The 22,560-nt window shown below is 60.2% G+C and carries 20 protein-coding genes; 8 read left to right on the top strand and 12 right to left on the bottom strand.

From position 1 onward, the window contains the following. The first annotated feature begins 144 nt into the window (after nucleotides 1-144). From VD17_RS01710 to VD17_RS01725, 4 genes are all read left to right on the top strand, one after another. Nucleotides 145-2,580: a TonB-dependent siderophore receptor gene (locus tag VD17_RS01710; RefSeq protein ID WP_046052412.1), complete on the top strand. Its 2,436-nt coding sequence runs from the start codon at nucleotides 145-147 to the stop codon at nucleotides 2,578-2,580. A 72-nt stretch (nucleotides 2,581-2,652) separates the two neighbouring features. Next, on the top strand, nucleotides 2,653-3,783 hold the full coding sequence (locus VD17_RS01715) for a PepSY-associated TM helix domain-containing protein (RefSeq protein ID WP_046052583.1): 1,131 nt from the start codon (nucleotides 2,653-2,655) through the stop codon (nucleotides 3,781-3,783). Then, nucleotides 3,780-3,959, top strand: a complete 180-nt coding sequence (locus VD17_RS01720; RefSeq protein ID WP_046052413.1) for a hypothetical protein — start codon at nucleotides 3,780-3,782, stop codon at nucleotides 3,957-3,959. The genes VD17_RS01715 and VD17_RS01720 overlap by 4 nt, the downstream gene beginning before the upstream one ends. Nucleotides 3,960-4,048: 89 nt before the next feature. Beyond that, on the top strand, nucleotides 4,049-4,678 hold the full coding sequence (locus tag VD17_RS01725; RefSeq protein WP_046052414.1) for a glutathione S-transferase: 630 nt from the start codon (nucleotides 4,049-4,051) through the stop codon (nucleotides 4,676-4,678). Between the two features lie 210 nt (nucleotides 4,679-4,888). Here the strand turns inward: VD17_RS01725 and creD are convergent, their stop codons facing one another. The 4 genes from creD to rloA2 all read right to left on the bottom strand — a co-directional run bounded on the left by creD (nucleotide 4,889) and on the right by rloA2 (nucleotide 9,109). Next, nucleotides 4,889-6,259 (bottom strand): cell envelope integrity protein CreD, encoded by a 1,371-nt coding sequence (gene creD / locus VD17_RS01730; protein ID WP_046052415.1) that lies wholly within the window; start codon nucleotides 6,257-6,259, stop codon nucleotides 4,889-4,891. A 161-nt stretch (nucleotides 6,260-6,420) separates the two neighbouring features. Next, nucleotides 6,421-7,848 carry a two-component system sensor histidine kinase CreC gene (gene creC, locus VD17_RS01735; RefSeq protein ID WP_046052416.1) on the bottom strand — a complete coding sequence of 476 codons (1,428 nt, stop codon included), beginning with the start codon at nucleotides 7,846-7,848 and terminating at the stop codon, nucleotides 6,421-6,423. Then, nucleotides 7,848-8,528 (bottom strand): two-component system response regulator CreB, encoded by a 681-nt coding sequence (creB, locus tag VD17_RS01740; protein WP_046052417.1) that lies wholly within the window; start codon nucleotides 8,526-8,528, stop codon nucleotides 7,848-7,850. Before creB ends, creC begins: the two co-directional genes overlap by 1 nt. Nucleotides 8,529-8,602: 74 nt before the next feature. After that, nucleotides 8,603-9,109 (bottom strand): retropepsin-like aspartic peptidase RloA2, encoded by a 507-nt coding sequence (gene rloA2 / locus VD17_RS01745; protein WP_046052418.1) that lies wholly within the window; start codon nucleotides 9,107-9,109, stop codon nucleotides 8,603-8,605. Nucleotides 9,110-9,408: 299 nt separating this feature from the next. Here rloA2 and VD17_RS01750 point away from each other — a divergent pair, with 299 nt between their 5' ends. Next, nucleotides 9,409-10,296, top strand: a complete 888-nt coding sequence (locus tag VD17_RS01750) for an acyltransferase (RefSeq protein WP_046052419.1) — start codon at nucleotides 9,409-9,411, stop codon at nucleotides 10,294-10,296. 1 nt (nucleotide 10,297) lies between these two features. On the opposite strand, the gene VD17_RS01755 is transcribed toward VD17_RS01750, so the two are convergent. Further along, a complete protein-coding gene (locus tag VD17_RS01755; RefSeq protein WP_046052420.1) occupies nucleotides 10,298-10,849 on the bottom strand; it encodes a DUF2780 domain-containing protein in 552 nt (183 codons plus the stop codon). Between the two features lie 215 nt (nucleotides 10,850-11,064). Here VD17_RS01755 and VD17_RS01760 point away from each other — a divergent pair, with 215 nt between their 5' ends. From VD17_RS01760 to VD17_RS01770, 3 genes are read left to right on the top strand one after another with little or no spacing between them, the layout of a single operon-like run. Beyond that, on the top strand, nucleotides 11,065-11,655 hold the full coding sequence (locus tag VD17_RS01760) for a fasciclin domain-containing protein (RefSeq protein ID WP_046052421.1): 591 nt from the start codon (nucleotides 11,065-11,067) through the stop codon (nucleotides 11,653-11,655). Nucleotides 11,656-11,707: 52 nt separating this feature from the next. Further along, a complete protein-coding gene (locus VD17_RS01765; RefSeq protein WP_046052422.1) occupies nucleotides 11,708-12,343 on the top strand; it encodes a sigma-70 family RNA polymerase sigma factor in 636 nt (211 codons plus the stop codon). Then, a complete protein-coding gene (locus tag VD17_RS01770) occupies nucleotides 12,340-13,014 on the top strand; it encodes an anti-sigma factor (RefSeq protein ID WP_046052423.1) in 675 nt (224 codons plus the stop codon). Before VD17_RS01765 ends, VD17_RS01770 begins: the two co-directional genes overlap by 4 nt. 137 nt (nucleotides 13,015-13,151) lie before the next feature. Here VD17_RS01770 and fdhA read toward each other — a convergent pair whose 3' ends face one another. The 7 genes from fdhA to glyA all read right to left on the bottom strand — a co-directional run bounded on the left by fdhA (nucleotide 13,152) and on the right by glyA (nucleotide 22,280). Next, complete coding sequence (gene fdhA / locus VD17_RS01775; RefSeq protein ID WP_033053966.1) at nucleotides 13,152-14,351, bottom strand: formaldehyde dehydrogenase, glutathione-independent; 1,200 nt, start codon at nucleotides 14,349-14,351, stop codon at nucleotides 13,152-13,154. A gap of 180 nt (nucleotides 14,352-14,531) precedes the next feature. Continuing rightward, nucleotides 14,532-15,389: a formyltetrahydrofolate deformylase gene (purU, locus tag VD17_RS01780; RefSeq protein WP_008147101.1), complete on the bottom strand. Its 858-nt coding sequence runs from the start codon at nucleotides 15,387-15,389 to the stop codon at nucleotides 14,532-14,534. A gap of 212 nt (nucleotides 15,390-15,601) precedes the next feature. Further along, nucleotides 15,602-16,234, bottom strand: coding sequence for a sarcosine oxidase subunit gamma (locus tag VD17_RS01785; protein WP_008147099.1), 633 nt, complete (start codon nucleotides 16,232-16,234; stop codon nucleotides 15,602-15,604). Nucleotides 16,235-16,394: 160 nt separating this feature from the next. Then, entirely contained in the window at nucleotides 16,395-19,412 is a 3,018-nt protein-coding gene (locus tag VD17_RS01790; protein WP_046052424.1) for a sarcosine oxidase subunit alpha, read from the bottom strand. Next, nucleotides 19,409-19,738 carry a sarcosine oxidase subunit delta gene (locus tag VD17_RS01795; protein ID WP_033053963.1) on the bottom strand — a complete coding sequence of 110 codons (330 nt, stop codon included), beginning with the start codon at nucleotides 19,736-19,738 and terminating at the stop codon, nucleotides 19,409-19,411. The genes VD17_RS01790 and VD17_RS01795 overlap by 4 nt, the downstream gene beginning before the upstream one ends. A 14-nt stretch (nucleotides 19,739-19,752) precedes the next feature. Beyond that, nucleotides 19,753-21,003 (bottom strand): sarcosine oxidase subunit beta, encoded by a 1,251-nt coding sequence (locus VD17_RS01800; RefSeq protein ID WP_007947735.1) that lies wholly within the window; start codon nucleotides 21,001-21,003, stop codon nucleotides 19,753-19,755. Between the two features lie 23 nt (nucleotides 21,004-21,026). Further along, the gene (gene glyA, locus VD17_RS01805) at nucleotides 21,027-22,280 is read right to left on the bottom strand and encodes a serine hydroxymethyltransferase (RefSeq protein WP_033053962.1); all 1,254 of its coding nucleotides are present in this window, start codon (nucleotides 22,278-22,280) and stop codon (nucleotides 21,027-21,029) included. Nucleotides 22,281-22,560: the final 280 nt, after the last annotated feature.

Consider the following 22,560-nt stretch of genomic DNA (forward strand, 5'->3'; position numbering starts at 1 on the left):
TGTGGGAGCGTGGCTTGCCCGCGAAGAGGCCGTCAGCGTCACCGCAATTGATGAATCGAAATTATTTTCAATCAGCCCTATCACTTTTGAATTCTCGTCCGGCACCTAGGCAATTGAGAAATATTTCCATTCAGGAGCCGCTGTATGTCCCGTTCGCTAGACACCTTGTTGCGCCCCAGTTTGCTGGCGATTGCCATTGCCCTTTGCGCCCCTCTGGCCAGCAGTCAGCTGATCGCCGCTGAACAGGCATCCAGCGTTCGCGCCTACAACCTGCCGGCCGCGCCATTGGCCAGCACCCTGAACCAGATCGCCAGCCAGGCTGGCCTGGCGCTGTCGTTGAATCCGAGCCTGGCGGCGGGCAAGACCTCGGCCCCGGTCAATGGCCAGTTCGACGCAGCCGGCGCCCTGCGGGAAGCCTTGCGCGGCACCGGTCTGCAACTGGAACAAAGCAGCGCTGGCACTTATAGCCTGGTGGCGGTGCCTGAAGGTGTGATGGCTTTACCGGCGACCAGTGTGATCGGCGCAGAAGACGCCGAAAGCGCATGGGGCCCGGTGCAGGGCTACCTCGCCAAACGTACGGCAGCCGGGACTAAAACTGATACCGCACTGGCCGAAATACCGCGTTCAATCTCTGTCGCGACCCGTGAACAGATGCAGGACCGCGCGGTACAGAATCTGGATGACGCCGTGCGCTACATGCCTGGTGTTGTGGCCAGCAGCTACGGTAGTGATAGCCGCGCGGAGTGGCTGAAGGTACGCGGTTTTGAACCTACCCAGTTCCTCGATGGCTTGCCGCTGCCAAAGGGCACTTACACCATGCCGAAGATGGAAACCTGGGATCTCGAACGTGTGGCATTGCTGCGTGGCCCTGCGTCCTCGGTTTACGGCCAGACGCCTCCTGGTGGCTTGCTCGACATGGTCAGCCGCCGTCCTGAAGTAATCGCCAGCAATGAAGTGCAGGTACAGGTCGGCAGCTATCAGCGCAAGCAGATCAGCTTCGATAGCACCGGCCCTGTCGATGACGAAGGTCGCTTTTTATACCGCGTCAGCGGTGTGGTGCGCGATAGCAACACCACCATCGATCACACCGAGGACAAGCGTTACAACATCGCCCCCAGCCTGACCTGGAACATCGATCCCGACACCAGGCTGACTTTCCTGAGCCAGTTCAACCGTGACGATACCGGCATCACCAGCCAATTCCTTCCCTTGCAAGGCACCAAGCTATCAACACCTGCCGGCAAGGTGAAGTTCCACGAGAACCTCGGCGATCCGGACTGGGAGTTCTACGACAAGACTTACTACGCTCTGGGTTATGCCTTTGAGCATCGGATGAACGACGTTTGGCAGTTCCGTCAGAACCTGCGCTACACCAAGAGCGACCTGTCCTTTCAGGGCATCACCGCAGGCGGTTTTTTCGGTTCCGTCAGTGACGACGGCACCCTGGCCCGCGGTGCCAACATCGTCAACGAAGACATCAGCCAGTTCGCCGTGGATAACAATTTCCAGGCCGACTTCGACACCGGTGCAATCAAGCACACGCTGTTGCTGGGCCTCGACCATCAACGCGTCAACACCAATTACAAATGGCTGTTTGGTAGCGCGCCGACCAGCAACATCATCCATCCGATTTACGGCCAGGACTTCAGTAACGTCAGCTACACGGCGTTCAATGATTACAACCAGAAGACCCACGACACTGGCTTATACGCTCAGGACCAGATGGCCCTCGACAACTGGCGCCTGACTTTGGGCGGTCGTCAGGACTGGCTGCACACCGACACGACCTTCTTTAACATGAACGACGCCAAGGACACCCGCAACGACACTGCCTTCACCGGCAACGCCGCCCTCAGCTATGTGTTCGATTCCGGCTTCACACCTTACGTCTCCTACGCCGAGTCCTTTCAAGCCGAAGCCGGTGGAGCCAATGGCGAGGCATTTCGTCCGGGCACTGGCAAGCAATACGAAGTGGGTCTCAAGTACCAGCCTCCGGGCAGAGATATGCTGTTCACCGCAGCCGCTTATGACCTGACCCGTAAGGACATCGTGCTCAGTGACACCTTGGGCGTATCGCGCCCACTAGGTGAAGCCAAAGTGCGTGGTTTCGAGCTGGAAGCGACCGGTAACGTCAACGAGAACCTGAAACTGACGGCCGCGTACACCTACGCCAACACCAAGATGACCAAAGTCACCAGCCCCCTGGATAAAAATCGCCCACTGCCATTGACCCCGGAAAATCAGGCCTCTGCCTGGGCTGACTACACATGGCATACGGGTGCTCTGGACGGCTTCGGACTCGGCTTCGGCGTGCGCTACATCGGAGAAACCGACAACATCGCCATCGGCAGCATGGCTTTCGTACGCGATAAATCAGACGGCCATACCGACTCTTACACTGTCTATGACGCAGCCGTCCATTACGACCTCGGTCGTCTGGACAACGTGCTCAAGGGTGTCAGCGTTGCCGTCAATGCGAACAACGTTTTCGACAAGGAATACATATCGACTTGTGACGGTTTCTATTGCTACTACGGCGACCGTCGAAACGTGATGGCTAGCGTCAACTACAAGTGGTAACGGCCTGACCTGACACGCCCAAGTCCCGAGCCGTCCGACATGGACGGCTTTGGTATTTCTGAAGGCTATGAAATGAAAAGCAAAACAATTCGCCGCTGGTCCTTCGTCCACACCTGGACCAGCCTGATCTGCACCGTATTCCTGCTGATGCTCGCGCTGACCGGCCTGCCGTTGATTTTTCATCACGAGATCGACCACTTGCTGGGCGATGCCGCTGAATTGAAGACGATGCCGGCGGACACCCCGCTGCTGAATTTGCAGCAGTTGGTGCAGGCGGCTGAAAAGCATCGGCCTGGTGATGTCATGCAGTATTTCGGCTTTGACGAAGAAGAGCCCAACGCCGCGATTACGATCATGGCGGCCACCGCCGGCACTGAACCGAATTCGTCTCACACCTTCATGCTCGACGCCCGCACCGGTGAAGCGCTGGAAATGCCGTCGGCCAATGGCGGCTTCATGATGATCATGTTGCGCCTGCACGTGGACATGTTCGCCGGTCTGCCGGGCAAGTTGCTGCTGGCGTTCATGGGCATTCTGTTCGTGGTGGCGATTGTCTCCGGGACGGTGCTGTACCTGCCGTTCATGCGGCGTTTGAAATTCGCCACCGTGCGCCAGGACAAATCCACCCGCCTGCGCTGGCTCGACCTGCATAACCTGATCGGCGTGGTAACCCTGACCTGGGCCTTGGTGGTCGGCGTCACCGGCGTCATCAGCGCCTGTGCCGACCTGCTGATCGCCGCGTGGCGCAACGACAGCCTGAGCGCGATGGTCGCGCCGTATCGTGATGCGCCGCCACTGACACAACTGGCGCCCGCGACCCGTTTGCTCGACATCGCCAAGGAAGTCGCACCGGGCATGCAGCCGGACTTCATCGCCTTCCCCGGCACACGATTTTCCAGCGAACACCATTACGCGGTGTTCATGAAAGGCAGCACCCACCTGACCTCGCACCTGCTGACACCGGTGCTGATCGACGCCAGCACCCTGCAAGTCACCGCCGTGGCCGAACGCCCGTGGTACATGGACGCCATGGGCATGTCTCAACCGTTGCACTTCGGTGACTACGGCGGCATGCCGATGAAGATCCTCTGGGCGACGCTGGATGGGCTGACCATCATCGTCCTCGGTAGCGGGGTTTACCTGTGGGTGGTGCGGCGCAAGGCGGCCAAACCTGTGTTCGAGAATGCGGAGAGCCCCGCATGAGGCCGAGGCAGTCGAATTTCTGGAAGGTCTTTTCCACCCCCACGGTTATCGCCCTGCTCAGCGCAACGGGATTGTTTTCCGCGTTGCTGGGGGATGGTGTGTGGGACGCTCTGAGCTGGTTGGGCCTGGGCATTCCCGCAGCCCTTGCCCTGCGCGGCCTGCTGCAACGCCGCTAAAAACCTGTGGGAGCGAGCAAGCTTCGCTCCTACAAGTTGCGTGATCCACGCGCTATGCTGCCCAGCACTGCCCACTCCGAGACGCTGCCATGTCCGCCCCCAGCATGACCTTGTTCCACAACCCTTTGTCGCCCTTCGTTCGCAAAGTCATGGTGCTCCTGCACGAAACCGGTCAACAGGACCGAGTGGCGCTGCAAGACTGCGTGCTCACTCCGGTCAGCCCGGACCTGATACTCAACGAAGACAATCCGCTGGGTAAAATTCCGGCCTTGCGCCTGGCCGATGGCAACGTCATCCATGACAGCCGGGTGATCCTCGATTACCTCGACCACCAGCACGTTGGCAACCCGCTGATACCGCGCGACGGCTCAGCCCGTTGGCGGCGCCTGACCCTGGCCTCCCTGGCCGACGGGATCATGGACGCTGCCGTGCTGATTCGTTATGAAGTCGCCCTGCGCGCCCCGGAAAAACACTGGGACGAGTGGCTCGAGGGTCAGCGCGAGAAGATTCGTCGCGGCCTGGCATTGCTGGAAGCGGACGCGATTGCCGAGCTGGCCAGTCATTTCGATGTGGCGGCGATCAGTGTGGCCTGTGCTTTGGGTTATCTGGATTTGCGCCATCCGGATCTGGAATGGCGCACGACGAATCCGAAGCTGGCTAACTGGTATTTTGAGGTGAGTCAGCGGGCTTCGATGTTGGCGACTATGCCGAAGGTTTAGAACTTCGCTGACTGTTCCGGCCTCATCGCGAGCAAGCTCGCTCCCACATTGGATTCAGGGTGAATTCAGGTTTTGTGTACGACACAAATCCCCTGTGGGAGCGAGCTTGCTCGCGATGGCACCGCACCGGATCTAACGGAAACAACCCGAATATCAGCGTCGCCAACACCTCCCCCTCCCGCTGATCCTCACGCAACCCCAACGACCGGCTCATTCCACAGCCCCGATATCAAACGCCAGCGGCTTGGCCGACTTCTGCCCGATCCCATACCAGTCCAGCTTGCGGGTCAGCACCATAAACACGCCCAACAACCCGAACAACAGCAGCGACCCCATCAACAACGCGTAATCCTCTGCACTCAGCAAGCCGTAGAGCAAGCCATACAACGCCGCCAATCCCGCCGAAAAACTCAAGCCGTGACGCACGCTGCGCAGCACATGACAGACATAAAAACCGATCAACAACACACAGCTGCCCGCCGACAACAGGTACGCCAAGGCAAAGCCGATGTGCTCGGACAGCGACAGCAACAACAGGTAGAAAAACGCCAGGGCCACGCCCACCAGCGCGTATTGCACCGGGTGTACCGCCAGGCTTTTCAGCACTTCGAAGAGGAAGAAACCGGCGAAGGTCAGGACGATAAACAGCAATGCATATTTGATGGCCCGATCGCTCTTCAGGTACTGATCCACCGGGTCGATGAAGCTCACCCCGAAACTGCGGCCGGTGTAGGCTTCGCAACCGCCGCCGGACACGCAGCTGCTCAAGGCTTCTTGCAAATTGGTGGAGAAAAACGAGGTCTGCCAATGGGCAGTGAAGCCCTGATCGCTGACTTCACGCTGGGCCGGCAGGTAGTTGCCGATGAAGCTCGGATGCGGCCAATTGGCGGCCAGCGATACTTTGCTGGTCTTGCCCACCGGGACAATCTGCAACTGGCCAGTGCCTTGCAGACGCAGGTCGAAACCGAAGGCCAGTTCTGTGGCTTGCTTGGCGTCGAGCGCCGGCAACGTCACATGCACACCCTCCCCCAACCAGCCCACCTGGCTACCGGGAACGAAGTCGATTTTCTGGCCATTGAGCTCGAGTTTCAGGGCGTTTTCGATGCCGCGAATGTCGCTGATCCCGACCGCCAGAAACGGCTGGTCGAACTGGTAATCGGCGAAATCTTCCTTGATACCCAATTGAGCCGGGAGCGAGAAATGCCCGCTGATGCGGTTGTCCGCATGAAACAGACGCGCCTCATAAATGCCCCGGGAACGTAGTTCGGTCTGAACCTGGCCGTCGAGTTCAAAGTGCTCCGGGAGGAAATACAAACGGCCGCGTTCTTCGCCCACTTCCTGGTAACGCGCGTTGGTTTTTTCGTTGAGTTTCCAGGTGCGCACCACTTTGCGGTACGGCACCACCATCAGCGGCCCGCTCAGTTGCTGGCTGTAACTGGAACTGCGGGCGATGTCTTCAAGGACACCGTCGCGCAGTTGCTGGCGGTCCTGAATCACGCCGTTAATCATCAGGAGCGGGATCAGCAACAACAGAATCAGAAGGGCAATTGCCCCGAGTTTTATGGTCAGGCTGCGGTTCATGGGACTCTCCCTGTTTGGATGGGGAGAGTCTGGGAACTCTGTGTGGGAGATTTATGGGGGGAATGTGGGGTTTGTGTGGAGTTGAGAAAAAGATCGCAGCCTTCGGCAGCTCCTACAGAATTTACGCGTTCCCCTGTAGGAGCTGCCGAAGGCTGCGATCTTTAACGGTCTGAAGGCAAACGCAAACTCACTTGAACGCCACCGTCGACGTTACCGATGCTTACCGATCCACCATGCAACTTCACCACCTCTTCAACAAAATTCAACCCTAACCCTGTGCTCTTGCGCCCGCTGTCCGGTCGCGGCAGTGAATAAAACCGTTCACTCAACCTAAGCAACGCATAGTCGGGAATCGCCTCGGCCTGGTTGAACAACCTGAACTCGATCTGCTCCCCAATGCGTTCGGCACTGAATCGCAGCAAGCCCTGAGTCGGGGTGAAATCCAAAGCGTTCTCCAGCAGATTGCCCAGCGCCTGACGCAACAGGAACGGTTCACCGGTCAGCAGCAGATCCGCTGCAATGGTTTGTTCCACGCGCAACTGTTTGCCTTCGATGCGCGCTGCCTGAGCGCTCAGCAATTCATCTACCAATTTAGCCAGCGGCACCGCCACCCGCTCTTCCAGCCCTTGGCGTTGCTCGACCAGGGCCAGATTCAACAGGCGCTCGATCAACTGCTGCATCCGCGCGCTTTCGCTGTCGATGTTGCTGACAAAACGCTGCTGCTGGGCCAGCGGCATCTCACCTTGCAGCAACTCCGCCGCGCCGCGAATCGCCGCCAGCGGGCTTTTCAGTTCGTGGGTCAATGTGTGCACGTAACGCTCGACGTAGGCTTTGCCTTCGAGCTGCGTGCGCATCTGCTCCACCGCTGTCGCCAGTTGCTCCAGTTCGCCGCCACGGTAGTGCGGAACCTCGACCCGCCGGCCTTCACTCACGGCCTGTGCATAAGCCGTCAAACGCCGTAGCGCCGCGCTCAGCCACCAGGACAACAACGCGCCGAACAGCAGACCGAGGCCGATCAACCCGGCCCCCCAGGCAAGCAATCGCCGCTCAGTGCGATCAACGTATGGCTGCAACGAGCTGTTGGGTTTGGCCACGGTCACCACACCAATAATCTGGCCGTTGTCGCGAATCGGGGCGCCGACGTGCATCACTGAGGAGTTCGGATCGTCTGGATCGCTGCGGCTGGAACGAGCGCCGTATTCGCCTCGCAAGGTCAGCAAAACGTCATTCCAGCGCGAGTAATCCTGCCCCACTGCCACACCGCTGGAGTCCAGCACCACAACGCCCTTGGCATCGGTGACGTAGATCCGGTGGTTGACCTGGTTCTTCGGCAATCCCCAGATACTCGCCTTCGGTTGCCGTTCGCCATAAGCCTTGAGCAGCTCGGGCCAGCGATTCTGATTCAGGGTGCCGGCCTTGAAATCGTCGCGCAGGATTTCGGCCATGAGATTGGCGGTGTCGACCAGCGTTTCTTCGGTGGACTGGCGCACGCCGGGACGGATTTCTTCCATCACGGTGTTCAGCACGAAGTAACCGGTCAGGCCGATAAACAGCACATAGACCAGAAAAATCCGGATCCCCAGAGGCATCAGCTACGCCCCGGACTGTAGCTGTAACCGAGGCCGCGATGGGTCTGGATCGGTTCCGCGTCGGCGTTCACCTGGCGTAATTTGGCGCGCACGCTTTTGATGTGGCTGTCGATGCTGCGCTCGTAACCGGCATCGGCGGCGACGCCCAGCGCATCGAGCAACTGCTCGCGGCTGAAGACGCGTTCGGGTTGGTCCAGCAGGCATTGCAGCAGACGGAATTCATGGCGGGTCAGGGTTAGCAGCTGACCGCGGTAGCTGATCTGCACCCGTTCGCTGTCAATGCGAAACAGCGCCGATGACACCTCGGCGGTCGCTCGCGGCGCCATGCGTTTGAGAATCGCCCGGACCCGCGCCGCCACCTCCCTTGGGCTGAACGGCTTGACCACGTAATCGTCGGCACCGATTTCCAGGCCCACGACGCGATCGATTTCAGCATCCCGGGCGCTGAGGAAGATCACCGGCACTTCGCTGAAACGGCGCAATTGCTTGCAGGTCTCGAAGCCGCTGATGTCCGGCAGACCAATGTCGAGAATGATCAAGTCGGCCGGAATCTGGCGCTGATGCTCAAGCGCAGCGGCGCCAAGGCTCAGCCAGGTGGTGGTGAAGCCCTCGCCCTGCAAGGCGAAAATCAGGGTATCGGCAATCGCCGCTTCGTCTTCGACAATCAGGATATGAGGCATGGCGTCCGAGCCCGGGAGTTAAGTGGGCGAACGGTGCCCCAAGGCTCACGTCACGTCAATGAGACCACTTGAAATCAGCAGTCGGGTTTGTCCGCCGTAAAGCGCCGTGCCGGGTTCACCGCCGCGCCGAACTCACGCAAGGCTTTGGCACCGATCAACAAAGGGTAGTTGAAGCTGCTGCGGTCAGTGAGATTGACCTCAACGGTGCGTTTGACGTTGCCCAGGCACAGTTCCAGATCGACCACCGGACGCTTGGTGGGTGCGACCGCTTCGCTGTCGTCCGCGTCTTCTTCGGAGCGGGTCTTGATCTTGCTGATCCGCGAGACCTTGTGTTCGTAGACCTTGTTGCTCGCGCCTTTGGTGGCGAGGCGGAAGCGCACCCACTCGTCGCCATCGCGGGTGAACGTTTCGATGTCTTTGGCCGACAGCGACGCGGTCAGGGCGCCGGTGTCCATCTTGGCCTTGAGCACTTCGCCACCGATTTCCGGCAGCGCGATGTATTCGTAGCGCCCGTACAGGGTCGGCTCAGCAGCCAGGACCGGCAGGGCCACGAGGGAAAGCAGTGCAAGGAGGGACTTCACGTAATGGGATTCCTTGAGGAAATTGGGGCGTCGAACACGGAATTTTAGACCGCCAGTAGGGAATTCGTTCGTTCTTTAGATCTTTCGCGAGCAGGCTCGCTCCCACAGGGATCTCTATTGTTCACAGTCATGTGTTCCACACACAAATCCTGTGGGAGCGAGCCTGCTCGCGATGGGGCCGGAATGATCACGACAGGACCAGCATAACCACGTAAAGGTGAAACATTCGTCGTCACCGATTTGGCCTGCCGTCCGAAGCTGCTTATCATTGCGCGCCCAAATGCTTTCAAGAGTTATTTATGCGCCGCCTGCTCACCGGCTGTTTCGTTACCCTGCTGCTGTTGCTCAACACCCTGGTCCTGTTCGGGCCGCTGATGGTGTTCGCCTTGCTCAAACTGGTCCTGCCCGGGCGCTTGCGTGATTACGCCTCATGGACGGTGATGGGGATCGCCGAGACCTGGGCCGAAATCGACAAGCTGATTTTCCGCCTGTGCATCCCCACGCAATGGGACATCCGTGGCGGCGACGACCTGCGGGTCGACACGTCGTATCTGGTGATCAGCAACCATCAATCCTGGGTCGATATCCCGGCGCTGATTCAAACGCTGAATCGGCGCACACCGTTCTTCAAGTTCTTCCTCAAGAAAGAGCTGATCTGGGTGCCGTTCCTGGGGTTGGCGTGGTGGGCGCTGGATTACCCGTTCATGAAACGCTACACCAAGGCATTCCTGGCGAAGCACCCTGAGTTGGCCGGTAAGGATCTGGAGATCACCCAAGCGGCGTGCGAGTTGTACAAGCGTCAACCGGTGACGGTGGTCAATTACCTGGAAGGCACACGCTTTACCGCTGCGAAAAGTGCCCAGCAACAATTACCCTTCACCCATCTGCTCAGGCCCAAGGCTGGCGGCGTGGCGTTTGTACTGGCGGCAATGGGTGAACAGCTGGACGCCGTCCTGGATGTGACGGTGGTGTATCCGCAGCAGGCGATTCCGGGGTTCTGGGATTTGCTCAGCGGTAACGTGCCGAGGGTCATCATCGACATCAAGACCCGCGAACTCGCCCCCGCGCTGTGGCAGGGCGATTACGAAAACGATCCGCAGTTTCGCGAGACCATCCAGAACTGGGTCAACCAGCTCTGGATCGAGAAGGACCAGCGCATCGACGCGTTGCGCGCCGAGCGCCGCTGAATCAGGTACCGGTGCCTGCGCCCCAGATCCCGCCCAGGTTTGTCAGCAGCGAACTGCCAACGCCCTGCTGACCGAAAAATTGCAGAAGCACGGGGGCAAACAGGCCGACCATACTCGTGTCCATGCCCAATGCGCTGAAGGCACTGTTCAGGTCGTTGGCGTTCTTCACGTTGCCCAAGACGTTGTTCAGACCTGCCGCTGTACCGGACGAGCCAAGCAAGCCGCTGAGGACGCCCAGTCCACCGCCACCGGACAGCAAGTCGATTCCGGGCACGCTTTTGGCCAACTCCGAGTAGTCGGTCGAACTCAATTGATTCTTCGCCAGACCGAGCATCGCCCCGGCACCGCCAATGGCTTGTTGTGACGTCACGTTCAATTGGCTGAGCGCACTCAGCAGATCGGCCGTCTGCGCGGTCGGCGCGGCCACGGCGGCGTCATCGTCCTGCGTGCCGGAGATGGCATTGGCCGCATCGAACAGGTTGAACTGAGCAAAGACCGGACTGGCCGCCAGACACATCAGCGAAGCCAGTGCAAAACCGCGTGAAATCTTCATTCAGACATCCTCATGTGCCATGAAAACCGCCCGGCAATGGGCGGCGGAAAATCGTGTGTTGGACTGGCATCCCGGGGGATTGTTCCGAGTCCTGGCGAGCCCCCGACGAACAGCAGAAAAAGAATTGTCCGGCGCTGCATCCAGTCTGGTCCCGCCCGCGTATATCAAGCACGGACAGACATTCCTGGCCGATTCCCATCACGAGGATCATCACCATGAAACGCACTTCGATCAAAACGCCGTTGATTGCCAGCCTGCTGACCCTGGCCCTTGGTGGCGGATTCGCCCTGAACACCGTGCAAGCGGCAGACACGAGCCACTCGGTCATCGTCGGCGGCCAAAGCATGATGCCGAGCAAAGACATCATCGATAACGCGGTGAACTCCGCCGACCACACCACCCTGGTCGCCGCCGTGAAAGCCGCAGGCCTGGTGGACACCCTCAAGGGCAAAGGCCCGTTCACCGTGTTCGCCCCGGTCAACTCGGCCTTCGACGCCCTGCCGGCCGGCACTGTCGATACCCTGCTCAAACCTGCCAACAAGGCGACCCTGACTCACGTCCTCACCTACCACGTGGTCGCCGGAAAACTCGACATGATGACCCTGGCCGAGAAGATCAAGGCCGGTGGAGGCACAGCCGAACTGACCACCGTCGCAGGCGGCAAGCTGTGGGCGATGATGAACGGCCCGCACAACATCACCATCAAGGATGAAAAAGGTGACGTCGCCGACATCACCACCTATGACGTGTACCAGTCCAACGGCGTGATTCAGGTCATCGACAAAGTACTGATGCCGAAAAGCTGAGGGGGGCCGCCGACCCTGCGCATCAGGGTCGGCGGTTTTCGAGGTGGCAGCCATGAATGGAACAACCGCGCACCGTGAACTAACCTCTGCCTGCAACCGGCACCTCACGCAGCCCACCTTGATTGCTTGGAGAACTTCCATTCCCATCGCCGACGCCGATCAGCTCAGGCAGCTTCTGGCCCAGTGTTCACTGGGCGACCGCCGCGCTTTCGAGACGCTTTACCGCAGCGTCGGCCCACGGCTGCACGGTGTAGCGCTGCGTTTCATGGGACGGCCGGATCTGGCTGAAGAAGTGCTGCAGGAAAGCTTCGTGCGCATCTGGAACAACGCCTCTCGCTATGAGGCGCATCTGTCGGCACCGCTGACCTGGATGATCAATATCACCCGTCATCAGGCCATCGATCAGTTGCGCAAACACCGCGACCGGCCGTTGAGCGACCTTGAAGAACAGGCGCTGGTGGATGAAAGCCCATCGGCCCACGAACAACTCAGCAGTGCCCGTGAGGCCAACGCCTTGAACCGCTGCCTGGAAAGCCTCGAGGGCATGCAGCGTCAATCGATCACCGTGGCTTACTTTCAGGGGTTGTCCTGCTCTGAGCTCGCCGAACACCTGGCCGCGCCGCTGGGCTCGGTGAAATCCTGGATCCGCCGCGGAATGGAGCGACTGCGCAGGTGCCTTGAATCATGAACTATCAAACCCCGACCCTGCGCCGCGCCCTCGCCGCCGATTACGCCATCGGTTTGATGCCTTCTGCTGCCCGTCGGCGTTTCGAACAGTTGTTGCTGGAGGACGCAGCACTGCGCGCGGAACTGGCGCAGTGGCAGGAAAACCTGACCAGTTTGACCGACGCACTGCCCGAGCAGCCGGTGCCGGAACGGGTGTGGCAGGGCATTACGGCGCGGATTGAGCCGCAAGTGCTGCATATGCCGGAAAAACGTCGGTTCTGGAACTGGTTGCGCGTGACGGCGGCGGTTTGCTCGCTGGTGATCGCCGTGACGTTGGGTGTGATTTATAACCGCGACAGTGCGCGTTACAGCGCCACGCTGCTGACCGCCGACGCGCAGCCTGCGCTGAAGGTTGAAGCGCATCAGGAGTATTTGAACGTTGAGCCGCTGACGCTGGCCGCGGTTGATCCGGGGCGCAGTCTGGAGTTGTGGGCGATTCCGGCGGATGGCAAGCCGATTTCGCTTGGGGTGATTCCTGTGGGCGGCAAGGGGCGCGTAGAGCTCAGCGATGCGCAGAAGACGTTGATCGGCAAGCCGATTGCGTTGGCGGTCAGTCTTGAACCGAAGGGCGGTTCGCCGACGGGGCAACCGACGGGGCCCGTTCTATATCAAGGAGCGTTGGCGGCACTCTGAAAGCATAAGTTCAAAAGATCGCAGCCTTCGGCAGCTCCTACGCCGACCGCGCAACCCTGTAGGAGCTGCCGAAGGCTGCGATCTTTTGATCCAAAAAACGGCGACCCTGGGGTCGCCGTTTTGTGTTGCGTGAAGCCTTACGCTGCGCTGAACAGTTTGTGCGGATCGATCACAAACTTCTTCGGCACGCCCGCATCGAACTCGCCATAACCACGCGGCGCGTCATCCAGGCTGATGACCTCCACGCCAACGATGTCGGCAATGTGGATACGGTCCCACATGATCGCCTGCATCAGCTGGCGGTTGTACTTCATGACTGGCGTCTGGCCGGTGTGGAAGCTGTGGGATTTAGCCCAGCCCAGACCGAAGCGGATGCTCAGGCTGCCCATCTTCGCGGCGGCGTCGACGGCACCTGGATCTTCAGTTACGTACAGGCCAGGGATACCGATTTTGCCGGCAACCCGAACCACGCCCATCAGCGAGTTGAGCACGGTGGCCGGAGCCTCGTGTTTGACGCCGTCATGGCCGTGACCGCGCGCTTCGAAGCCCACGGCGTCGACGGCGCAATCCACTTCTGGCTCGCCCAGCAGTGCCGCGATTTGTTCGTGCAGCGGGGTGTCCAGGGACAGGTCGGCGATTTCAAAACCCTGAGCCTTGGCGTGCGCCAGGCGGACGGTGTTGACGTCACCGATGATCACCACGGCCGCGCCCAACAGGCGAGCGGAAGCGGCGGCGGCCAGACCGACCGGGCCGGCACCTGCGATGTACACGGTGCTGCCAGGGCCAACGCCAGCCGTCACTGCGCCGTGGTAACCGGTCGGCAGGATGTCGGAGAGGCAGGTCAGGTCGCGGATTTTTTCCATCGCGCGATCGCGATCCGGGAGTTTCAGCAGGTTGAAGTCGGCATACGGCACCATCGCGTATTCAGCCTGACCGCCGGTCCAGTCGCCCATGTCGACATAACCGTAAGCACCGCCCGGACGTGCCGGGTTAACGCTCAGGCAGACACCGGTATGCATCTCTTTGCAGGAACGGCAGCGCCCGCAAGCGACGTTGAACGGTACGGAAACCAGGTCGCCGATCTGCAGGTTCTCGACGTCGCTGCCCTTCTCGATCACTTCGCCGGTGATTTCGTGGCCCAGCACCAGGCCGGTTTGAGCGGTGGTACGACCGCGCACCATGTGCTGGTCGGAACCACAGATGTTGGTGGAAACCACGCGCAGGATGACAGCATGGTTAATCTTCCTGCCGCGCGGGTCCTGCATTTTCGGATAGTCGATTTTCTGTATTTCGACTTTGCCATCGCCGAGATATACCACACCACGATTGCCAGACATGCTTTCACCTCGCTGTTGTTTTTATGTAGCGGTCGCGTCGCCATGAAGCGGCGGCGCGTTGATTGCTCGGGTTGTTGCCTGTGTGTCTTGTGTTGTTTGTAAGGGCCTCATCGCGAGCAGGCTCGCTCCTACAGGGGGTACGTATTCCAATGTAGGAGTGAGCCTGCTCGCGATAGCGATCTAGAGAACGACCGTGCGATTGGCGTTCAAAAACACGCGTCTTTCAATGTGATAACCCACGGCCCGGGCCAGGGTCAGCCCTTCGATATCCCGCCCCTTGGCGATCAAATCTTCCGGGTAATGACTGTGGTCCACGGCCTCTACGCCCTGGGCGATGATCGGGCCTTCGTCCAGGTCGTTGTTGATGTAGTGCGCCGTGGCGCCGACCAGTTTCACGCCCTTGTTGTAAGCCTGGTGATAAGGCTTGGCGCCTTTGAAACCGGGCAGCAAGGAGTGATGGATATTGATCGCCTTGCCGTCGAGTTTGCGGCACAGCTCGGGCGACAGGACTTGCATGTAGCGAGCAAGAATCACCAGTTCGGCGCCGGACTCTTCGATCACCTGCCAGACCTGACGCTCCTGGGACGGCTTGTCGTTCGGGTCCAGCGGGAAGTGGTAGTACGGAATCTGGTGCCAGTCCGCCAACGGCTTGAGGTCCGGGTGGTTGGAGACCACGGCGGCTACGTCCATCGACAATTGGCCGATGCGCTGGCGGTAGAGCAAATCGTTAAGGCAGTGATCGGCCTTGGAGACCATGATCACCACTTTCGGGCGGTAGTTCGGCGCGGTCAGTTCGAAGATCATGCCAAAGGCTTGGCCGCGTTCTTCGAGCCCTGCGCGGAAGGCTTGTTCGTCAAAGCCGTCGGGCTGACGGAATTCCACACGAATGAAGAAACGGCCCGAGAGCCGATCATCGAAGGAGTGGTGTTCGGTGACGTAGCAGCCCTGCTCGAACAGAAAGCGGGTCACCGCGTCCACGGTGCCGAGAACGCTTGGGCAGTCGGCGGTCAGAATCCATGTGTCTGGGGCGCGGCTCATAGTGCGGTGACTCCTGTTCGTTGTGCTGGGTGTCAGGGAATTCCACCCCTCACCCTAACCCTCTCCCCAAAGGGGCGAGGGGACTGACCGAGTTGTCCTTGGAGCGACATCGACCTGAAATATCGTGTTGAACTCAGATTTAAAACCCCATAGAGATCTGCTCCCTTTCCCCCTCTCCCCCATGGGGAGAGGGCTGGGGTGAGGGGTGGTTCTTAAGCTTGAACACTCAACCCATACTCAGCAGCCGCATCCTGCAACCACAACCACCAGTAATCCGAGAAGCTGCGACGAATCAGCAGTTCCCAGGTGTCTTCGGCGGTGTGGCGGATCACCAGTTGCGATTTGGCAAACACGGTGCCCACAGCCTTGCCCACCGGGAAGCTGTTGGGGTGCACGTCATAGCTGGTGGACTTCATCAGCACCTGGCGCACGTTCGGGCCGCTCAGTTCGAGCAGCTGCTGGCCGCCGCTGACGTTGGTGATCGCGATGTGCAGGTCGCCCAGCGCTTCACGCAGTTTCTTCTCGGCGGCGAATTCTTCACCGGTCGGCACGATCAGCAGCCATTCATCCGGCCCCATCCATTGCAGGCTGGTTTCGCCTTTGACGACGACGGTCAGCGCGCCCGGCAATTCGATACCGAGGGCTTTGTGCACACCGGCAGCGAACGCAGCATCATGACCATCGCCACGAATGGTCAGGTGGCCGAGGAGTTTTTTCTCACGCACGATCACGCCGGCGCTTTTGCGACCCTTGCCCACCAGGCTGGCGAGGTCGGCGTGATGCAGCGACGACTCGGCCTTGGCCCCAGTGGTTGGGCGTTGTTGGTAAACATTGGCTGCGGTCATAAAGCACCTTTCCTGAATTCTGACTTGAGCCCTGTGCAAGCAGATCTACCGCTATCGCGAGCAGGCTCACTCCTACAAGGGGTACGCGATTACCTGTAGGAGTGAGCCTGCTCGCGATGAAGTCACCACGGTGCAACTGCACTCCACAGGATCCGAACCATCAAATGTTCTGGCGATCACCCTTAGGATCGAAGAACACCGAAGAAACGATTTCCGCTTCGATCACGCTGCCATCGGCCAGCGGTGCGAACACCCGCTCACCCATGCGCTTCAAGCCGCCCTTGACCACGCCCATGGCAAACGAATAGCCCAGGGAGTTGTGCAGGTAACTGGAAGTCACGTGACCGACCATGGTCATCGGGATGGTTTGCTTGGTGTTGAACACCAGTTGCGCCCCTTCCGGCAGCCATTTGGTCGGATCGATCGGCTTCAGGCCAACCAGCTGTTTACGCTGATCACGCACGCAGTCTTCACGGTTCATGCCACGCCAGCCGATCCACGAGAACGGTTTGGTGCGACCGACACACCAGCCCATGTTCAGGTCGTCCGGGGTCATTGAGCTGTCAGTGTCCTGACCGACGATGATGAAGCCCTTCTCGGCCCGCAGTACGTGCATGGTTTCCGTGCCGTACGGGGTCAGGTTGTACTTCTTGCCGGCCTCGACGATTTTCTCGAGCACGCCCATGGCGTAGTCGGCTTGCACGTTGACTTCGTACGACAGTTCACCGGTAAACGAAATCCGGAACACCCGCGCCGGCACACCGCCGACCAGGCCTTCTTTCCAGGTCATGAACGGGAACGCTTCGTTGCTCAGGTCGATGTCGGTGACTTCGCTGAGCAGCTTGCGGCTGTTCGGCCCGGACAGGGTCATGGTTGCCCAGTGATCCGTCACGGACGTGAAGTACACCTTCAGCTCTGGCCATTCGGTCTGGGAGTAGATTTCCAGCCATTGCAGCACGCGTGCAGCGCCGCCGGTGGTGGTGGTCATCACGAAGTGGTTGTCGGCGAGGCAAGCGGTTACGCCGTCGTCGAAGACCATGCCGTCTTCTTTGCACATCAGGCCATAACGCGCCTTGCCCACGTCGAGCTTGGTCCAGGCGTTGGTGTAGATGCGGTTGAGGAACTCACGCGCATCCGGGCCCTGGATGTCGATTTTGCCCAGGGTCGAAGCGTCCAGCAGGCCAACGCTGTCGCGCACGGCTTTGCATTCGCGCTTCACGGCGGTATGCAGGTCTTCACCGTTTTTCGGGAAGTACCACGGACGTTTCCACTGACCGACGTCCTCGAACTCGGCGCCGTTCTTCACGTGCCAGTGATGCAGCGCGGTGAAGCGCACAGGCTCGAAGATGTGCCCACAGTGACGGCCGGCCACGGCGCCGAAGGTGACCGGCGTGTAGTTCGGGCGGAACATGGTGGTGCCCATCTGCGGGATGGTCACGTTCAGCGAACGGGCGGCGATGGCCAGGCCGTTGACGTTGCCGAGCTTGCCCTGGTCAGTACCGAAGCCCAGTGCGGTGTAGCGTTTGACGTGCTCGACCGACTCGAAGCCTTCGCGGGTCGCCAGTTCGATGGCGGCGGCGGTGACATCGTTTTGCAGGTCGACGAATTGCTTCGGCGCACGTGCGGTGTTCTTTTCGTGTGGCACCTGGAACAGCGCCAGAGTGGATTCTTCCAGACGGCTCAGGGCTTTCGGCAAGGTGCCTTCGACCACGCTGAAACCGGCTTCGCTGGCTGCGCGAGCGCCGCCTTCAAAACCATCGGCCAGGGAATCGCCGAGGCCATAGACGCCGTTGATGCCACCAACGCACACGCGTTTCTGCGGTGCTTCGCCCGGTACGAAACCGAGGATGTCTTCACGCCAGATCGGCTTGCCACCCAAGTGCGACGCCAGGTGAACCACCGGGCTGTAGCCGCCGGAGCTGGCAACCAGGTCGCATTCAAGCCACTCACCCGGGCTGGTCACGGTGTGCGCTTTGACATCGATCGCGGCAACGCGAGCGGCAGTCACGTGCTTGCTGCCACGTGCCTCGATCACGGCGCTGCCGGTCAGGATGCGGATGCCTTTGGCGCGCGCTTCTTCAACCAGCGCACCGCGCGGATTGCTGCGGGCATCGGCGATGGCGACGACCTGCAGGCTGGCGTCGAGCCAGTCCAGGGCAACGCGGTAGGCGTGATCGTTGTTGGTCGACAGCACCAGTTTTTTGCCCGGTGCCACGCCGTAACGACGCACGTAAGTCGACACAGCGCCGGCGAGCATGTTGCCCGGCACGTCGTTGTTGCCGTAAACCAGCGGACGCTCGTGAGCGCCGGTCGCCAGCACTACACGCTTGGCGCGAACGCGGTGGATGCGCTGACGGACCTGGCCAATCGGGGCGCGGTCGCCGAGGTGATCGGTCAGGCGCTCATGAATGGTCAGGAAGTTATGGTCGTGGTAGCCGTTGACCGTGGCGCGCGGCAACAGCAGCACGTCCGGGGTGTCCTTGAGTTCGGCGATGACGCTGGCGACCCATTCAGCGGCCGGTTTGCCGTCGAGGCTTTCGCGGGAATCGAGCAGGCTGCCGCCGAATTCTTCCTGTTCATCGGCGAGAATCACACGCGCACCGCTGCGGGCAGCCGCCAGTGCAGCGGCCAGGCCAGCAGGGCCACCGCCGACGATCAGCACGTCGCAGTGCTGGTTCATGTAGTCGTAGGTGTCCGGATCGTTCTCGGTCGGCGAGCGGCCAAGACCGGCAGCCTTACGAATGTATTTCTCGTAAGTCATCCAGAACGATTGCGGGTACATGAAGGTTTTGTAGTAGAAGCCCGGTGGCATCAGCTTGCCGCCGACCTTGCCGAGAATCCCCATCATGTCGTTGTTCACGCTCGGCCAGCCGTTGGTGCTGGTGGCGACCAGACCTTGATACAGCGCTTGTTGCGTGGCGCGTACGTTCGGGATCTGCGTGGCTTCGGTCGCGCCGATTTGCAGCACGGCGTTTGGCTCTTCGGCACCGGCGGCAAAGATGCCGCGCGGACGGGAATACTTGAAGCTGCGACCGATGATGTCGACACCGTTGGCCAGCAAGGCCGCGGCCAGCGAATCGCCCTCAAAGCCTTTGTAGGTCTGGCCGTTGAAGGTGAAGCTCAGCACTTTGTTGCGGTCGATGCGTCCGCCGTTGGACAGGCGATTGATCTGGCTCATACCTTCTCTCCCAGAGCCGTGGCGGCCGCTTTCGGGCTATCGGTCTTGTCGGTGAATTGTGGCTTGGCGCCGATCTTGTAGGTTTCGAGAATCTCGTAGGTCACGGTGTCACGGGTGGCGTTGAAATACTGACGGCAACCGGCGACGTGATCCCACAACTCGTGGTGCAGACCGCGAGGGTTATCGCGGAAGAACATGTAGTCGCCCCACTCCTCGTCGGTGCAGCTGTTCGGATCCAGTGGACGCGGGATGTGCGCCTGGCCGGATGCGTGGAATTCCTCTTCGGAGCGCAGTTCGCCGCAGTGAGGACAGAAGATATGCAACATGGGGATTTCTCCTGTTAGTGGGCAACCGCAGCAGCGCCGTGTTCGTCGATCAACGCACCGTTGTGGAAACGGTCGATGGAGAAAGGTGCAGCCAATGGGTGCATTTCACCCTTGGCCAGACTCGCGGCAAACACGTTGCCCGAGCCAGGTGTTGCCTTGAAGCCACCGGTGCCCCAACCGCAGTTGAAGAACATGTTCGGGACCGGGGTTTTCGAAATGATCGGGCACGCATCCGGCGTGGTGTCGACGATGCCGCCCCACTGACGGTTCATGCGTACGCGGGACAACACCGGGAACATCTCGACGATGGCCTGAATGGTGTGCTCGATCACCGGGTACGAACCACGCTGGCCGTAGCCGTTGTAGCCGTCGATACCGGCGCCGATTACCAGGTCGCCCTTGTCGGACTGGCTGATGTAACCGTGTACGGCGTTGGACATGATCACGCTGTCGATAATCGGCTTGATCGGCTCGGACACCAGCGCTTGCAGCGGGTGGGATTCGATCGGCAGACGGAAACCGGCGAGTTTGGCCATGTGCCCCGAGTTACCGGCGGTCACTACACCGACGCGTTTGGCGCCGATGAAGCCCTTGTTGGTTTCAACACCGATGCACACACCGTTTTCCTTGCGGAAACCGATCACTTCGGTCTGTTGAATCAGGTCCACACCCAGTGCGTCGGCAGCACGGGCAAAGCCCCACGCCACGGCATCGTGACGGGCCACGCCGCCGCGACGCTGGACGGTTGCGCCCATCACCGGGTAGCGAGTGTTCTTGGAGCAGTCGAGGTACGGAATCTCGTCAGCCACTTGTTTGGCATCGAGCAGTTCACCGTCGACGCCGTTGAGGCGGTTGGCGCTGACCCGACGCTCGGAATCACGGATGTCCTGCAGGGTGTGGCACAGGTTGTAGACGCCACGCTGGGAGAACATCACGTTGTAGTTCAGGTCCTGAGACAGGCCTTCCCACAATTTCATCGCGTGTTCGTACAGGTGCGCCGACTCGTCCCACAGATAGTTGGAGCGAACGATGGTGGTGTTGCGCGCGGTGTTACCGCCGCCCAGCCAGCCTTTCTCGACCACGGCCACGTTGGTGATGCCGTGCTCTTTGGCCAGGTAGTAGGCGGTCGCCAGACCATGCCCGCCACCGCCGACGATGACCACGTCATAGACCTTTTTAGGGGTCGGCGTGCGCCACATTTTCTGCCAGTTTTCGTGATGGCTGAGGGAGTGTTTGAAGAGGCCGAAGCCCGAGTACCGTTGCATAGTCATTTACTCCAAAACCGCGCTCAGCGATAAACCGGGAAGTCCGCGCACAGGGCCGAAACTTGCTGCGCAACATTGGCCTCGACGTCGGCGTCACCGAGGTTGTCGAGGATGTCGCAGATCCAGCCGGCAAGCGTGACGCACTGGGTAACCTTGAAGCCGCGAGTGGTCACCGCCGGGGTGCCGATGCGCAGGCCGGAGGTCACGAACGGCGACTGTGGATCGTTCGGGACAGCGTTCTTGTTCACGGTGATGTGGGCGCGACCGAGTGCTGCATCCGCCTCTTTGCCGGTGAGGCCCTGACGAATCAGGCTGACCAGGAACAGGTGGTTATCGGTGCCGCCGGACACTACATCGTAGCCGCGTTTGATAAATACGCCCGCCATGGCCTGGGCGTTGTCGATCACTTGTTGCTGGTAAGCCTTGAAGCCAGGCTCCAGCGCTTCCTTGAAGCACACCGCTTTACCAGCGATCACGTGCATCAGCGGGCCGCCCTGGGCACCCGGGAACACTGCGGCGTTGAGCTTCTTCTCGATTTCTTCGTTGGACTTGCACAGGATCAGGCCGCCACGTGGACCGCGCAGGGTCTTGTGGGTGGTGGTGGTCACAACGTCGGCGTAAGGCAGCGGGTTCGGGTACAGGCCGGCAGCGACCAGACCGGCGACGTGGGCCATATCGACGAACAGCAGGGCACCGACTTTGTCGGCAATCTGACGGAAGCGTGGAAAGTCGAGGGTCTTGGAATAGGCCGAGAAGCCAGCAACGATCATCTTAGGCTTGCACTCGACGGCCAGACGCTCGACTTCGTCGTAGTCGATCAGCCCGGTTTTGGTGTCGATGCCGTACTGCACGGCGTTGTACAGCTTGCCCGAGGACGACACTTTGGCGCCGTGGGTCAGGTGACCGCCATGGGCCAGGCTCATGCCGAGGATGGTGTCGCCCGCTTGCAGCAGAGCCAGGTAAACGGCGCTGTTGGCCGAGGAGCCGGAGTGTGGCTGCACGTTGGCATAATCGGCACCGAACAGTTGCTTGGCGCGTTCGATGGCCAGCGCTTCAACTTTATCAACGTGCTCGCAGCCACCGTAGTAGCGCTTGCCCGGATAGCCTTCGGCGTATTTGTTGGTCAGGCCACTGCCTTGCGCTTCCATGACGCGTTTGCTGGTGTAGTTCTCTGACGCGATCAGCTCGATGTGATCTTCCTGGCGTTGCTCCTCGGCATTCATCGCCGCCAGCAGTGCATCGTCGTAACCCTGGATCTGGTCTTGCTTGCTGAACATCGCGTCTCTCCCAGCGGCATCTATGCGCCATTCGTCTCGGTAAGGCACTGGTGTTTCGACAGTGCCCTTTGATAGCGATGGTATGACCGGCGCAGACAGGCCAAATGCCTACGGACGCCACGCAAAGGTGCGTTTACGACATGGCGGGGAATGGCATGCCGAACACGATCTCCAAACCAGCAGGGATCCCCTGTGGGAGCGAGCTTGCTCGCGATAGCGGTGGGTCAGGCAACATCAATGCTGACGGTGACGGCCTCATCGCGAGCAAGCTCGCTCCCAC

Source organism: Pseudomonas fluorescens (assembly GCF_000968015.1).
Classification (GTDB): domain Bacteria; phylum Pseudomonadota; class Gammaproteobacteria; order Pseudomonadales; family Pseudomonadaceae; genus Aquipseudomonas; species Aquipseudomonas fluorescens_W.